Below are 12,495 nucleotides of genomic sequence, written 5' to 3' on the forward strand. Positions count from 1 at the left end.
GGGTTCGGGGCATTTTTTTTCGTAAGCAAAGTTTAAGTTTTTCTTTTACGGAGGTGCCATTTAGGAGCGAAACATATTATGATATATAATATGAAGTTTGCATACTTAACCGGATGAAGGTGGTATAGATATGATTTATTTCGATAATGCTGCAACAACTTGGCCGAAGCCAGAATCTGTCTATGAAGCAGTGGAGCTCTGCATGCGTCAAAAAGGTGCTAATCCCAGTCGCTCCGGACACACCATGGCTTTGCTGGCCGGACAGATTGTTTTCGAAACACGAGTACAGATTGCCGAGTTTTTTAACATTGCGGATCCCCTGCAGGTAGTCTTTACCTCCAATGCCACGGAGGCCCTTAACCTCGGTTTAAAGGGCTTGCTCAAGCCCGGCGATCATGTCATAACAAGCTCTCTTGAACATAATGCGGTGACCCGACCGCTGGAAAAGCTTCGCTCTCAAGGGGTTGAAGTCACTAAGCTTCAGGCCTCAGTGCAAGAGGGACTGCATCCTCAGCAAGTGGAGGCGGCCATTCAGGAGAATACTAAACTGATTGTGCTTAGCCATGCCTCAAATGTACTCGGTGTGATTCAACCCATCTCGGAAATCGGCAAGATTGCAAAGGAAAGGGGGGTGCTAATGATGGTCGATTCTGCTCAGACCGCAGGCACCCTGTCGATTGATGTGCAAGCCATGGGTATCGACCTTTTAGTTTTTGCCGGGCATAAGGGGTTATTGGGTCCCCAAGGTACGGGAGGTCTATATCTGAGGGGGGATTTGCAATTGGACTCCTTGAAGGAAGGGGGAACAGGTGCGAACTCAGAGGAGCTCTTCCAACCCGAGGAGAGCCCAGAACGCTATGAAAGTGGGACCCTGAATACACCGGGAATAGCCGGCTTGGGGGCAGGAATAGAGTTTATCCGTCGAGAAGGGATAGATAAGATTCGTGAAAAGGAAAATACCCTTATTCGCCAGCTCATGCTTGGTTTAGGTAAGATTCCGGGTGTCCTCCTCTATGGTCCGGGGCCTACGGTAGAAAGGGCCCCCGTTCTGTCGCTGAACCTTGAAGGAAGAGAGCCTTCGGAGGTTTCCTATCTATTGGATCGGCTTTATGGCATCGCTTCCAGACCGGGACTGCACTGCGCTCCCGATGCCCACCGAACCCTGGGTACCTTTAAACACGGAACAGTGCGCTTGAGCTTAGGGTATTTTAATACGACCCAAGAGGTAGAAGGGTGTATCCAAGCTATTGCCACGATTTGCGAGCAAAAGAACTGACGCAAATTATTAGATTCGAAAAGTTTTATTTTTAGAGCAGAGAATTTTGCTTAGTAGTAGATAATAATATGAATTTTTGCTAAAATGATTACAAGCGTTAGTAGGTGTGAAATGATGACTGATTTCATCGTACCCGAATTCGCTAATGAAGGCAAAATTTGAACGATTCAGATGGACAAGCGGTCTGACAGTTAGTCAACCCACTGATGACTCAAAATTGCCAGAGGCAAGCAAAAATAGAGGAGGTAGAAAAGATGCAATCCAATGAACCGACAACCAGCGCACAAGCAAATCCAATTGATCTATCCGATGTGAAGGCAGCGCTCTTGATGGCAGTTGATCTTGGCTTCGAAGTGGTTAAAGAAGTCGTTCAAAAGCCAGTCGAAACTGGAGAAGAAGTTGCTAAAAAAGCATGTGAAGAAGGTAAGAAGGTCGTAGAAAAAGGAGTAGGAGCAGCAAAGGAACATCCGTTAGCAACTCTACTGATCGCCTTTGGATTGGGTTTCCTCGTCGTGAAATTGCTGAAAAGGAAGTAGGCTATGGAAACTATAGCAGATGTTATTCTAAAATTTCTCGACTTATTTGATGCGCAGTTTGCAGATATCCGCAGTAAACTTTTTAAGATCCTGATAGCAGTCGGCTTACTTGTCGTCGCTCTCGTATTAGCGATTACTGCTTTTGTTATGTTTATTTACGGCTGTTTCCTCGGCTTAGGTCTGCTGATGCCACCATTCCTGGCAGCATTTGCTGTGGCCCTTGTGGCAATAATCCTGGGAGGGGGGCTGGTGCTTTGCGCAAAGAAAAAAATAGCTTAAGTGTTGTTGAGGCAAAACAACAATTTAAAGAGTCTATGGCAAAGTTTAAACCGAAGCAAATCTTAGCAGATAATATTATGAAATGCACGTTAGTGAGCTTTGTGACTGGGATGGTCGCTGCTGACTCTGTAAAATCCCGAGAGAGTCTGGTCAGTCTCGCCGTTACGGTTGTCAAGAAAGCATTATAATAGTATTTAAACCGTAGAGGACCTCATCAAGATTAACGCTTGATGAGGTCCTTGATGTATACAGTGTTCTTCACAAAAACCTCTTGCTATTTTTATTGAGTTACTATAAATTTATAAACATCAAATCAATAAGGCAAAGGCGCCGTGACAAGAATCTTGATAGATTTCTTGAAACGGCGCCTTTTTTTGTTTTCGCGATCGATCATGGATGCTCATTTCGCTGAAACGCAGATGCCTTTACTCCATTAGTAAGGAGGGATAAAATGCCGGAAAACAATAAGAGACAAGCCAAGCCTTCCCTTGAAAGAACTGCAATGGCCTTAGCTTTAGCAGAACCTCATGAAGAAATGAATGAGTTAAGAAAGCAGATGTTTTCGCAAAATGTCTACTGTGCAGTAACCGAATTACGTGGGACTTATAATGACTTACAACCCTCGGGGAAGTTGACTCATTCAGTGATAGCAGAAGCAATCCGCGCTGATGCAATCCGAAAGGAGCCTAAGGCAATATGCGCTATAACCTATGCCATCCTAGAAGCGAGTCAGGGAATTTTTGTTCAAGATAATAGTTGTACTCATTATGAACTAAAGGTGGGGATTGCCAGTAATCAAAACTGGATTGCCATCGCTATCTTTGGGCGATCTTCCTTACATGCTCTTACTGAGAGATGTAGAGTGGGCTTGGGGTATACGCATTTGTAAGTGAATTTTTTACGGGTGATTCTCTCAATAAAAATCAAGGAGGAAAATAACATGGCAAGTAGTGGGCTAATAGATTCAGGAGACACAAGCTTCATAATTATTTCAACAGCACTCGTCTTTCTTATGACTCCCGGGTTGGCTTTGTTTTACGGGGGAATGGTTCGCAAAAAGAACGTACTGAGTACGGTGATGCATAGTTTTATTATCATGGGTGTCTCTTCCGTATTATGGATCTCAGTTGGTTTTAGTTTAGCCTTTGGCACAGATTATGGTGGTATGATTGGAAGTTTTCAGTGGCTAGGTCTTAATGGAGTCGGTATGGAACCTAATCCAGATTATTCGGGAACGATTCCCTTCCTATTATTTATGGCCTTCCAAATGATGTTTACCCTGATTACGCCCGCTATAATATCGGGTTCCATTGCGGAACGGATGAGATTTCCCGCCTTTTTAGGATTTATCGTGCTTTGGTTGCTCATGGTATATTATCCTCTTGCACACTGGGTATGGGGTGTCGGCGGCTTTTTGCGTGAAATGGGAGCGCTGGATTTTGCCGGTGGAACCGTTGTGCATATCAGTTCAGGAGTTACGGGTCTAGTGGCGGCTTCAATCCTTGGCAAACGTAAAGGATATGGGAAAGAGCCCATGGCTCCCCACCAATTGCCTATGACTGTTTTAGGTGCAGGCCTTCTCTGGTTTGGCTGGTTTGGCTTTAATGCTGGCAGTGCCTTAGGTGCCAATGGGCTAGCTGTCATGGCCCTCGTCACGACCAATACGTCTGCAGCTGCAGGGGCCTTAGCATGGACCGCTACGGAATGGATTCACCGTGGCAAGCCCACTATCCTAGGGGCAGCCAGTGGCGCAATCGCAGGACTCGTTGCGATTACCCCAGGTGCAGGATTTGTCACTCCCATGTCCTCCCTAGTTATTGGTCTTATCGGTGGAGCAATCTGCTACTTCAGCGTCAGTGTGCTTAAGGCAAAACTTGGCTATGATGATTCCTTGGATGCCTTCGGATGCCATGGGATCGGCGGAATTTGGGGAGCTTTAGCCACGGGTATCTTTGCCTCAGCCTCCCTAGGGGGAACAGACGGACTATTGTATGGAAATGCGGCACAGGTGGGTATTCAAGCAATTGGAGTTGTCATCACGATAGTTCTGGCAGTTGTCGCAACTTTCGTGATTATGAAGCTGGTCAGTGTATTTACTCCCTTGCGTGTTACGGCTGAAGAAGAAGAGCTGGGCTTGGATATCTCCCAGCATGGTGAACAAGCCTACCCAGATTTTATTGGCAGTGGCTATTTACCCGCGTTTGCTACAGCAGTCAAAACCGTAGGTGCTCCTGCAGCCAGTGGTCAACCGGGAAAATAAAAATTAAAGTTTCTGATCAGAGGGCGAAAAATTAATCTGTATAGGGGAGAGGTACTATGAAGAAGATTGAAGCGATTATTAGACCGGGTAGCCTTGATGATGTGCAAGCTGCGCTCGATCGTTTTGGGGTTAGTGGCTTAACAGTAACCCAAGTCATTGGCTGTGGGAATCAAAAGGGCCACACTCAAGTATACCGGGGAGTAGAGTATAAAGTATATCTACTCCCAAAGGTGAAGATTGAAGTGGTTGTGAAGGACGAACTGGTTGAACAACTGTTAGCCATCATTACCCAAGCTGCTCGCAGTGGCGAAGTTGGGGATGGGAAAATATTTGTCTACCCCGTGGAACAAGCGGTGCGCATCCGCACGGGCCAACAAGGCGAGGCCGCGCTCTAGCTTAACTCATTGGGCGGCCATTTCGCCTAGGGTAACTTTCACTTCTTTAACTTCTCCATTGCGGACGAAGGTAAGGGTCACTTGGTCCCCTACATTGTGCTTGTAAATCTCGCCGATGAGCTCTGTGGAGTTCTCGACTTTTACTCCGTCGATATGGGTGATTACATCCTTTTCAAGGATGCCCGCTTTGCCGGCGGGCCCATTGGGGTCAACTTGGTAGATATAAGCCCCGAGTGGGAGCTTTTCTTCCTCAGCGTAAGCTAGGTATTGATCACTAACGGAGACGTAGAGGGCCGGATGCTTCGCTGTTCCGGTGCCGATCAATTGCTCAATAATTGTGGTGGCTTCAGTGATGGGGATGGCAAATCCCATACCCTCAAAGCCACTTTCGGCATACTTCGCCGAGTTAATGCCGATGACTTGGCCGTTGTAATTCACAAGTGGGCCGCCGCTGTTGCCGGGATTGATGGCGGCATCGGTTTGGAGCATATTATATAGGGTGGATTCGCCGGACATAGCAAGGGTACGGTTGGTAGCGGAGATAACCCCTGCTGTGACCGAGCGTGCGAATTCGTTACCACCTGGGTTACCGATAGCAACCACATACTCGCCCACTTCAATCTTTGAGGATTCTCCGAGTGTGACTTCGGTTAGATTGCTGGTATCAGATAGTTTAAGTACGGCTAAATCTGTCTTCGCATCGGAGCCGACGAGTTTTGCTTCAAGGTTGCGTCCGTCGCTGAGACTGACGGTGATTTTCTGAGCGCCCTCAATCACATGATAGTTCGTGACGATATAGCCCTGCTTGGCATCGATGATAAAGCCAGAACCTGTTCCTGCTTCCACCAATTCGGAACTTCTGGTGTTCTCTTGGGAACCAAAGCTAAAACCGTAACCATAGCTATGAATATTTGAGAAAGGCTGGTAATTTGAGATGCCAACGACAGCGGGCCCCACATTCTTTGCCACTTGAACGACAGGTGAATTTGATTCAGTCGGTAGAGAATTGGCAAGCAGGGAAACGGTGTTAGCATTATTCGTGGATTGTATGGATCCCGTGGATCCCACCGTGCGCAACGTTTCTGGACTGATATATTGCACTAGGGAGACAGAGGAGACTCCCCCGATGAGGGCACTGATAAGGCAGATAGCAACTAATGGCATCAGCCGCGGCTTTCTTTGGGGGGGCTCAGGTGGGGCTACATAATATTCATTTTCATTCATAACAAGAAACCTCCATATAAAATAGTAAGACAACATGACGATGCACTATAGGCATTGAGCTTTGTGTTTAGATTCATTATAATGAATGACGCTGAGGCAAAACTGATGATAAACTGAAAAAGAGCTGAATTTTTTATGAATATTGTATGAACATAGCAATCAGTGGTGGTCTCTAGCAGATTGAATAATGCTTTAGCACATTGAATCATGTTTTGCATGTTAAATTATACCACTAACTTTGCGTAATCAAAAACAAAAGAACGGCGACATGACATTTCAATCATGTGAACCGTTCTTTCGCTAGGGATGCATGAAGCTTAAATTAATACTATTATTTAGAGATAGCTTTGTTTAAATCCTTGATAAGATTAGGAACATCAATTCCATGAGCTGTAGCACCTTGTTCCACGTTCTCAAAACGAGCCGCCATGCACCCGAAGCAATGCATGCCGTATTTTTGGAAGACTTCTACTGTTTCAGGATGTTTCTCAACAACATCGGTAATTTTTTCTGCACCTGTTAACATAAGGCTCTCTCCTTTATGGTGAATTCTATTTATCTAATATATTGTACCTCATTATATGATTTTAACCCAGAGATTTTTAAATCTAGCCTAAGGGTATGCCTAACTCCCAGATATAGAAATAGGGGGGTGTTACCCCTGCTAGGCATCGGATAAATTGGGTGAAAGAAGCTAAAGCTAGAACTGAAGCTAGTACTAGAACTAGAGCTAACGAAAGAGGTAATACAATGGATCGCTTAATCCTCGTCTTACTAATCATCGCTTTAATAATTGCAGGTATCACTTACCTTTTGGGTAGGTTTATCACGGGTATTAAATTCATCAAATACCTACCGGGGATTCTCTGTTTGTTGTTAGCCCTTTATTATTTCTACTTGGCCACTGTTGTAAGAGGAGGAGAAGGGTTTGAGGATTTAGGCAACGTCATCATGGGTATGATGCTCTCGATAGGCGCAATTGCCGGACTCATAACGGCTATTAGTATCGACGTAATACGTCGCAGTAAAAAAGATAAATGAATTTGAAATAAATAGTCGAGAGAAGTTTGTGCTTGCAAAACTTTGCCGATAGGTATATTATATTATAGTGCTTGCGCCACTAGCTCAGCTGGTAGAGCATCCGACTCTTAATCGGCAGGTCCCTGGTTCGAATCCTGGGTGGCGCACCATAATTTCACAAAGTCTTATGTAGCAGGCGTTTCAGGTTTTCTGAGACGCCTGCTTTGTTGTATTTAGGTCTTCAGTTCAAATTCCCAAACGTTTGGGAATTTGAATTAGGACAATCCAACAACAAAATACCAGTTGGCAACTACTGTAGCCCATATTCCCAAGCGCTTGGGAATATGGGCTCTATTTTAATGGTAGAGAAAGGCTGGTTTAGAAGGATTGTCCCATGGTTTTAGGGAAGCTTCTATACACTGTCTTATTAGGCGCTTACCTTTCATTAAAAAATTAGCTGTCTAGCATTGAATTTTTCTATAGCCAAGTATATTTTAAAACAAGTGAACGAGTGGTATGCTATCCATATAGGTTTTTTCATTGACGCAAGATGATTAGTTTGCGCCACAGACTCTGCTTGATATGTTTTAGTTGTTTAAGTAAGTAGAAATATTTTTTTGATTAGGAGTGTGAAAGATGTCATTAGAACAATTAAACCCAACCAAATTTGAGGAGATTATCTATGATAATGGTGATCCTTGTTTAGTTATCTTCTCAAGAAAATCATGTCACGTGTGTAAAGAGGTTGTTCCTGTACTTGAAGAGTTAAAGCCAAAGTATGAAGGTAAATTCGGTTTCTACTATGTCGATGTTGAAGACGAAAAAGCTTTATTCCAAAGATTTTCTTTAAAAGGTGTTCCTCAAATTCTCTTCTTTAATGAAGGCGAATATCAAGGAAAAATGGCTGGGGCAGTCGAAGACGATAAAGTAGAAGAAAAAATCGCCGAAGTTTTGGGGGCTTAATCGTTTTAAATTAGATAAGGTAAGAGGTATGTAAAGTGGAAAACTATGATTTAATTATTATTGGAGGAGGTCCTGCTGGACTGACCTCAGCCATCTATGGTGGTCGAGCTAAACTTAAGACCTTACTTATCAATAAAGGAACCATTGGCGGTATGGTCGATACGACTCGTGAAATTGTTAACTATCCTGGTTACATTGAAACGACCGGACCAGATCTAATGAAGGCTTTTTCTGATCATGCTAAAAGCTTTGGGGTGGAATTTCTAAAAGATGAAGTGCTTAGTGTTGACTTTTCACAAGAAGAAAAGATAATCAAAACTAAGAAGGGTAAAGAATTTGCTGCCAAAGTCGCTATCATTGGTTGCGGTAGTCAACCTAGATTACTCAATATCCCAGGAGAAACAAGGTTGCGGGGAAATGGAGTGGCTTACTGTGCCACCTGTGACGCTGAGTTTTTCGAAGGGGAAGACGTTGTAGTCGTTGGTAGCGGTGACCAAGCCATCGAAGAAGGTATGTTTATTGCCAAGTTTGCCAAAAAAGTTACAGTTATTGTGTTACATGATGAAGGGGTTCTTGACTGCAACAAAGTAAGCGCTGAGAGGGCCGCTAGCCATCCGAAAATGAACTTTATCTGGAACTCCACAGTGGCCGAAGTCCTTGGTGAAGAGAATGTTGAAGCCGTGAAAATCAAGAACATTAAGACTGGAGAATCCTATGATTACCCCTGCCAAGGCGTGTTCTTCTTTGTCGGCATGGTCCCTTCCACAGGATTCTTAAAAGATAGTGGTATTACTATGGATAAGCGTGGTTATATCCCTGTCAGTGAGCTGATGGAAACAAATATTGAGGGTGTCTACGCTGTTGGTGATAATCGCGTCAAATACTTGAGGCAAGTAGTGACGTCAGCCGGTGATGGGGCTACAGCAGCGGTGGCAGCTGAACGCTATATCGATGAAGTTAATAGCTTTAACGCAGAGGTTCTCCAAAGCGATAAGAAAGTGTTACTGTTGTTCTTCAATGCTATGGTGAATGAAAGCTTGGCCTTCAGCACCTTATTGGAAGAATTAAACAGTGAATTGGGGAATGAGTATAAGGTTGTCAAAGTGGACTTGGCCACCAAGAAAATTCTCGCCCAAAAATATCAGATTGAAGCTGCACCAGCAGTGATTGTTTTAGATCAGGGTAAAGAAGTGAAGCGCTTGGAGTGCTCGATGGATAAGGAAAGTGTCAAAGCTCAGTTGTAATTAAATTAAAAGCTGCAAAGGCCGTGTGCTTTTGCAGCTTTTTTATGTATTGGCTAGTTTTAGGTTTTTAAGTTTAAGTAGCGTCCTCGGGATGCAAGATCACAGCCAGAAGGCTCCGACTCAGGCGCTGGATGGCTGTGTTAATTTTATCCGGCTCTATGCCTGAGTAGTTCAAGATGATTTCATGGGTCTGATGATCCTGGTTGTCATGATAATATTGAGAGACACAGGAAATGCGGATACCGGCATTTTTGGCTGCTAGGATAAGCTTGGCGTCGTCTATTTGAGTGTGGATTTTCATCAGGAAATGTAGCCCGGAATCTTCTTCGCGAATTGTAACATAGGGGCATAGATCGCTTTGACGGATGGCTTTGAGGATGGTATCTCGCTGCTTGCGGTAATAGGTTCGCATACGATTGATATGCTTTTCAAAATAACCTTCAGAGATGAAACGCGCCAGAGTGAATTGCTCAAAGGTTGATACGGTGCAGGAGTAGAAGCCCAACCTTTCATAATACCGTTCCACAAGATGCCTGGGGAGCACCATGTAGCTGATGCGGAAGGTGGGAGCTAGGCTTTTCGAGAAGGTGTTGATGTAGATTACTTTTTCCATGATATCGATACTTTGCAGGGTGGGGATGGGTTTGCCGAAGAGGCGGAATTCACAGTCGTAATCATCTTCAATTATATAGTGTTCATTTTGCTGGGCTGCCCAGCTTAAGAGCTCATAGCGACGGCTGACGGGCATGACGATCCCAGTCGGAAAATGGTGAGAGGGGGTAATGTGCAGAATCTGGGCGCCACTGCTTTTTATATAGTCCGGAATAATCCCAGAGGGGTCCATAGGAATCGGATGGCATGTGACATCATTACTCTCATATATTTTCATCAGTCGAGGATAGCCGGGATCTTCTACGGCATAGCTGCGATTTCTGCCCAGCAGCTGGATAAGGACGCTGTAGAGGTACTGGGTTCCGGCACCGACAATAATCTGCTCAGGTTCCACAGATAGCCCGCGGAATTGGTAAAGGTGTTCAGCAAGAGCCTGCCTTAGCTTCATGACGCCGCCCACAGAGGTATCGGACAAAAGAGAAGCCTCGCTTTCCGTATCGGTTACGTCGCGCAGGAGCTTAGTCCAGACGGAGAAGGGAAAAGAATCGGGTGCTACGGAATTTCTGACGAAGTCAGCATAATAAGCTGGCTCGTTTTTTTGTTTCTGGCCTTGAGTTTTCTGCTGTCTTTCCCGAAGGGGATGAAGGGTTTGTCCCTCTAGATTGGCGACAAAGTAGCCTCGCTTGGGCAGGGTATAAATATAGCCTTCGGCGGCCAATTGAGCATAAGCGTTCTCGATGGTGATGATGCTCACCCCAAGGTTTTTGGCAAAGGCCCGTTTGGAGGGGAGCTTTTCATCAGGCTTTAGTTTTTTTTGTAGAATATCCTTTTTGATGCAATGATAAAGATATTCATACATACTTTCTGACCCTATCGTTTCAAAAGAATAGGTCAACATCCTCAGGACTCCTTCTCAATTTGGTCGTATAAAGAAATATGAAATTGGTTATTTTTAATATAGCCAGTTTTGAGTATACTCGAAACTAATGAACATGTAAAGTGAGGGTTTGGCATGAATACTATAAACAACAAACAATACGATTTAAACAAGGAGCTTGCCCAGATGCTGAAGGGCGGGGTGATCATGGATGTGACCACACCGGAGCAAGCGAAGATTGCCGAAGCGGCCGGAGCCTGCGCGGTAATGGCTCTGGAACGGATTCCAGCCGACATTCGAGCTGTTGGCGGTGTATCCCGGATGAGTGATCCGAAGATGATTAAGGGCATTCAGAATGCAGTTTCTATTCCGGTCATGGCCAAGTGTCGGATCGGTCACTTTGTCGAGGCTCAGATTCTTGAGGCTATCGAAATCGATTATATTGATGAGAGTGAAGTGCTTTCACCTTCGGATGATGTATACCACATTGATAAGACCAGATTTAAGATTCCTTTTGTCTGCGGGGCGAAAGATCTGGGGGAAGCCCTGCGGAGAATTAACGAAGGAGCTACGATGATTCGGACCAAGGGTGAACCAGGTACCGGAGACGTAGTCCAAGCTGTTCGTCATATGCGCATGATCAACCGTCAAATCAGCCGCGTGGTCGGTATGCGAGAAGATGAGCTGTTCCAAGAAGCGAAGGAACTCCAAGTGCCTTATGAGTTGGTGCTTTATGTCCATGAGCATCGACGTCTGCCGGTGGTCAATTTTGCTGCTGGTGGGATCGCGACCCCTGCGGATGCAGCTTTAATGATGCAGCTGGGAGCGGAAGGAGTTTTCGTGGGTTCTGGTATTTTTAAATCGGGAGATCCCGCCAGGAGAGCCCAAGCGATTGTCAAAGCAGTGACCAACTACCAAGATCCAAAAATGTTGGCCGAACTGTCTGAGGACCTAGGAGAAGCCATGGTCGGAATCAATGAGCAGGAAATCGAGCTACTCATGGCTGAACGGGGCAAGTAAGATGATCGTAGGAGTATTGGCTGTTCAAGGGGCCTTTGCCGAGCATGAGAAAATCCTTAAGGAGCTGGGCGTAGAATATCTTGAGCTGCGCAATGGCAATGATGCTCGTCAAGATTTCGACGGACTGATTCTGCCGGGGGGGGAGAGTACCACCCAGGGGAAATTGCTCCGGGAGTTGGATATGTTCGAACCTCTGCAGGAGAAAATAGCCTATGGCTTGCCGGTTTTGGCAACTTGCGCGGGCCTTATTCTGCTTGCGGAAGAGCTCAGCAACGATTCGGCCCGCTACTTTGGTACCTTGCCGGTAAAGGTTAAGCGGAATGCTTACGGAAGGCAGCTGGGGAGCTTTTATACCGAAGAGGCAGTTGGGGATTTAGGTAAGGTTCCCATGACCTTTATTCGTGCACCCTATATCGAATCGGTCAAAGCAGGGGTGGAGGTTCTCGCAGAGGTCAATGAACACATCGTGGCTGTTCGTTATAAAAATCAAATCGGTCTTTCCTTTCACCCGGAATTAAATGAAGATCGCAAAATCCATCAGATGTTTCTCGACAGTATCTCCCACCAGGATCTCAAGGCTTGGACTCAAAAGGCAATCTAATGCGAGAGCCCTGCTGATGACGAAGAAAAAGGATTCAGCGAGCATTATAGAGAATTATATTTAGGCATTCCTTCACGGGATGCCTATTTTCATGTTCTAGCGACTATTCTCGGGTGAGGGAAGCTTTTTCGGTATATACTAAAGCTCAGAAAGAGAAGGCGATTCAGAACTTATGGTTTTAAAATAGT

15 protein-coding genes and 1 tRNA gene are annotated in these 12,495 nt (G+C 45.2%); 13 read left to right on the top strand and 3 right to left on the bottom strand.

Going from position 1 to position 12,495, the window contains the following annotated elements; genetic code table 11:
• Positions 1-130: 130 nt before the first annotated feature.
• The 7 genes from DESDI_RS04040 to DESDI_RS04070 all read left to right on the top strand — a co-directional run bounded on the left by DESDI_RS04040 (position 131) and on the right by DESDI_RS04070 (position 4,746).
• Positions 131-1,276, top strand: a complete 1,146-nt coding sequence (locus DESDI_RS04040) for an aminotransferase class V-fold PLP-dependent enzyme (protein ID WP_015261365.1) — start codon at positions 131-133, stop codon at positions 1,274-1,276.
• Between the two features lie 254 nt (positions 1,277-1,530).
• Complete coding sequence (locus tag DESDI_RS04045; protein ID WP_015261366.1) at positions 1,531-1,812, top strand: hypothetical protein; 282 nt, start codon at positions 1,531-1,533, stop codon at positions 1,810-1,812.
• A gap of 3 nt (positions 1,813-1,815) precedes the next feature.
• Complete coding sequence (locus DESDI_RS04050; RefSeq protein ID WP_015261367.1) at positions 1,816-2,091, top strand: phage holin family protein; 276 nt, start codon at positions 1,816-1,818, stop codon at positions 2,089-2,091.
• Positions 2,067-2,279 carry a hypothetical protein gene (locus DESDI_RS04055; RefSeq protein WP_015261368.1) on the top strand — a complete coding sequence of 71 codons (213 nt, stop codon included), beginning with the start codon at positions 2,067-2,069 and terminating at the stop codon, positions 2,277-2,279. The genes DESDI_RS04050 and DESDI_RS04055 overlap by 25 nt, the downstream gene beginning before the upstream one ends.
• 263 nt (positions 2,280-2,542) lie before the next feature.
• Positions 2,543-2,980 carry a HutP family protein gene (locus DESDI_RS04060; RefSeq protein WP_015261369.1) on the top strand — a complete coding sequence of 146 codons (438 nt, stop codon included), beginning with the start codon at positions 2,543-2,545 and terminating at the stop codon, positions 2,978-2,980.
• A 51-nt stretch (positions 2,981-3,031) separates the two neighbouring features.
• Positions 3,032-4,351 carry an ammonium transporter gene (locus tag DESDI_RS04065; RefSeq protein WP_015261370.1) on the top strand — a complete coding sequence of 440 codons (1,320 nt, stop codon included), beginning with the start codon at positions 3,032-3,034 and terminating at the stop codon, positions 4,349-4,351.
• Between the two features lie 56 nt (positions 4,352-4,407).
• On the top strand, positions 4,408-4,746 hold the full coding sequence (locus DESDI_RS04070) for a P-II family nitrogen regulator (RefSeq protein WP_015261371.1): 339 nt from the start codon (positions 4,408-4,410) through the stop codon (positions 4,744-4,746).
• A 6-nt stretch (positions 4,747-4,752) separates the two neighbouring features.
• On the opposite strand, the gene DESDI_RS04075 is transcribed toward DESDI_RS04070, so the two are convergent.
• Together DESDI_RS04075 and DESDI_RS04080 are read right to left on the bottom strand one after the other, a co-directional pair.
• Positions 4,753-5,970 (bottom strand): S1C family serine protease, encoded by a 1,218-nt coding sequence (locus DESDI_RS04075; RefSeq protein ID WP_015261372.1) that lies wholly within the window; start codon positions 5,968-5,970, stop codon positions 4,753-4,755.
• A 331-nt stretch (positions 5,971-6,301) separates the two neighbouring features.
• A complete protein-coding gene (locus DESDI_RS04080; protein ID WP_015261373.1) occupies positions 6,302-6,496 on the bottom strand; it encodes a DUF1858 domain-containing protein in 195 nt (64 codons plus the stop codon).
• 224 nt (positions 6,497-6,720) lie between these two features.
• On the opposite strand from DESDI_RS04080, the gene DESDI_RS04085 reads away from it, so the two are divergent.
• From DESDI_RS04085 to DESDI_RS04100, 4 genes are all read left to right on the top strand, one after another.
• Positions 6,721-7,011: a hypothetical protein gene (locus DESDI_RS04085; RefSeq protein ID WP_015261374.1), complete on the top strand. Its 291-nt coding sequence runs from the start codon at positions 6,721-6,723 to the stop codon at positions 7,009-7,011.
• A gap of 73 nt (positions 7,012-7,084) precedes the next feature.
• A tRNA-Lys gene (locus DESDI_RS04090) sits at positions 7,085-7,160 on the top strand.
• A 466-nt stretch (positions 7,161-7,626) separates the two neighbouring features.
• The gene (locus DESDI_RS04095) at positions 7,627-7,953 is read left to right on the top strand and encodes a thioredoxin family protein (protein ID WP_015261375.1); all 327 of its coding nucleotides are present in this window, start codon (positions 7,627-7,629) and stop codon (positions 7,951-7,953) included.
• Between the two features lie 35 nt (positions 7,954-7,988).
• A complete protein-coding gene (locus DESDI_RS04100) occupies positions 7,989-9,197 on the top strand; it encodes an FAD-dependent oxidoreductase (RefSeq protein ID WP_015261376.1) in 1,209 nt (402 codons plus the stop codon).
• A gap of 73 nt (positions 9,198-9,270) precedes the next feature.
• Here DESDI_RS04100 and pdxR read toward each other — a convergent pair whose 3' ends face one another.
• Complete coding sequence (pdxR, locus tag DESDI_RS04105) at positions 9,271-10,707, bottom strand: MocR-like pyridoxine biosynthesis transcription factor PdxR (protein ID WP_015261377.1); 1,437 nt, start codon at positions 10,705-10,707, stop codon at positions 9,271-9,273.
• A 114-nt stretch (positions 10,708-10,821) separates the two neighbouring features.
• Between pdxR and pdxS the strand changes: the two genes are divergently transcribed.
• Positions 10,822-11,706, top strand: a complete 885-nt coding sequence (gene pdxS, locus DESDI_RS04110) for a pyridoxal 5'-phosphate synthase lyase subunit PdxS (protein ID WP_015261378.1) — start codon at positions 10,822-10,824, stop codon at positions 11,704-11,706.
• A gap of 1 nt (position 11,707) precedes the next feature.
• Positions 11,708-12,307 carry a pyridoxal 5'-phosphate synthase glutaminase subunit PdxT gene (gene pdxT / locus DESDI_RS04115; protein WP_015261379.1) on the top strand — a complete coding sequence of 200 codons (600 nt, stop codon included), beginning with the start codon at positions 11,708-11,710 and terminating at the stop codon, positions 12,305-12,307.
• Positions 12,308-12,495: the final 188 nt, after the last annotated feature.

Origin of the sequence: Desulfitobacterium dichloroeliminans LMG P-21439 (assembly GCF_000243135.2) — a bacterium.
In the GTDB taxonomy this organism is placed as follows: Bacteria; Bacillota; Desulfitobacteriia; order Desulfitobacteriales; family Desulfitobacteriaceae; genus Desulfitobacterium; species Desulfitobacterium dichloroeliminans.

What these genes read in the sequence shown, in the direction of transcription:
- DESDI_RS04040 (WP_015261365.1), top strand. Translation starts at nt 131, where the DNA reads ATGATTTATTTCGATAATGCTGCAACAACTTGGCCGAAGCCAGAATCT.
- DESDI_RS04045 (WP_015261366.1), top strand. Translation starts at nt 1,531, where the DNA reads ATGCAATCCAATGAACCGACAACCAGCGCACAAGCAAATCCAATTGAT.
- DESDI_RS04050 (WP_015261367.1), top strand. Translation starts at nt 1,816, where the DNA reads ATGGAAACTATAGCAGATGTTATTCTAAAATTTCTCGACTTATTTGAT.
- DESDI_RS04060 (WP_015261369.1), top strand. Translation starts at nt 2,543, where the DNA reads ATGCCGGAAAACAATAAGAGACAAGCCAAGCCTTCCCTTGAAAGAACT.
- DESDI_RS04065 (WP_015261370.1), top strand. Translation starts at nt 3,032, where the DNA reads ATGGCAAGTAGTGGGCTAATAGATTCAGGAGACACAAGCTTCATAATT.
- DESDI_RS04070 (WP_015261371.1), top strand. Translation starts at nt 4,408, where the DNA reads ATGAAGAAGATTGAAGCGATTATTAGACCGGGTAGCCTTGATGATGTG.
- DESDI_RS04075 (WP_015261372.1), bottom strand. Translation starts at nt 5,970, where the DNA reads ATGAATGAAAATGAATATTATGTAGCCCCACCTGAGCCCCCCCAAAGA.
- DESDI_RS04080 (WP_015261373.1), bottom strand. Translation starts at nt 6,496, where the DNA reads ATGTTAACAGGTGCAGAAAAAATTACCGATGTTGTTGAGAAACATCCT.
- DESDI_RS04085 (WP_015261374.1), top strand. Translation starts at nt 6,721, where the DNA reads ATGGATCGCTTAATCCTCGTCTTACTAATCATCGCTTTAATAATTGCA.
- DESDI_RS04095 (WP_015261375.1), top strand. Translation starts at nt 7,627, where the DNA reads ATGTCATTAGAACAATTAAACCCAACCAAATTTGAGGAGATTATCTAT.
- pdxR (WP_015261377.1), bottom strand. Translation starts at nt 10,707, where the DNA reads ATGTTGACCTATTCTTTTGAAACGATAGGGTCAGAAAGTATGTATGAA.
- pdxS (WP_015261378.1), top strand. Translation starts at nt 10,822, where the DNA reads ATGAATACTATAAACAACAAACAATACGATTTAAACAAGGAGCTTGCC.
- pdxT (WP_015261379.1), top strand. Translation starts at nt 11,708, where the DNA reads ATGATCGTAGGAGTATTGGCTGTTCAAGGGGCCTTTGCCGAGCATGAG.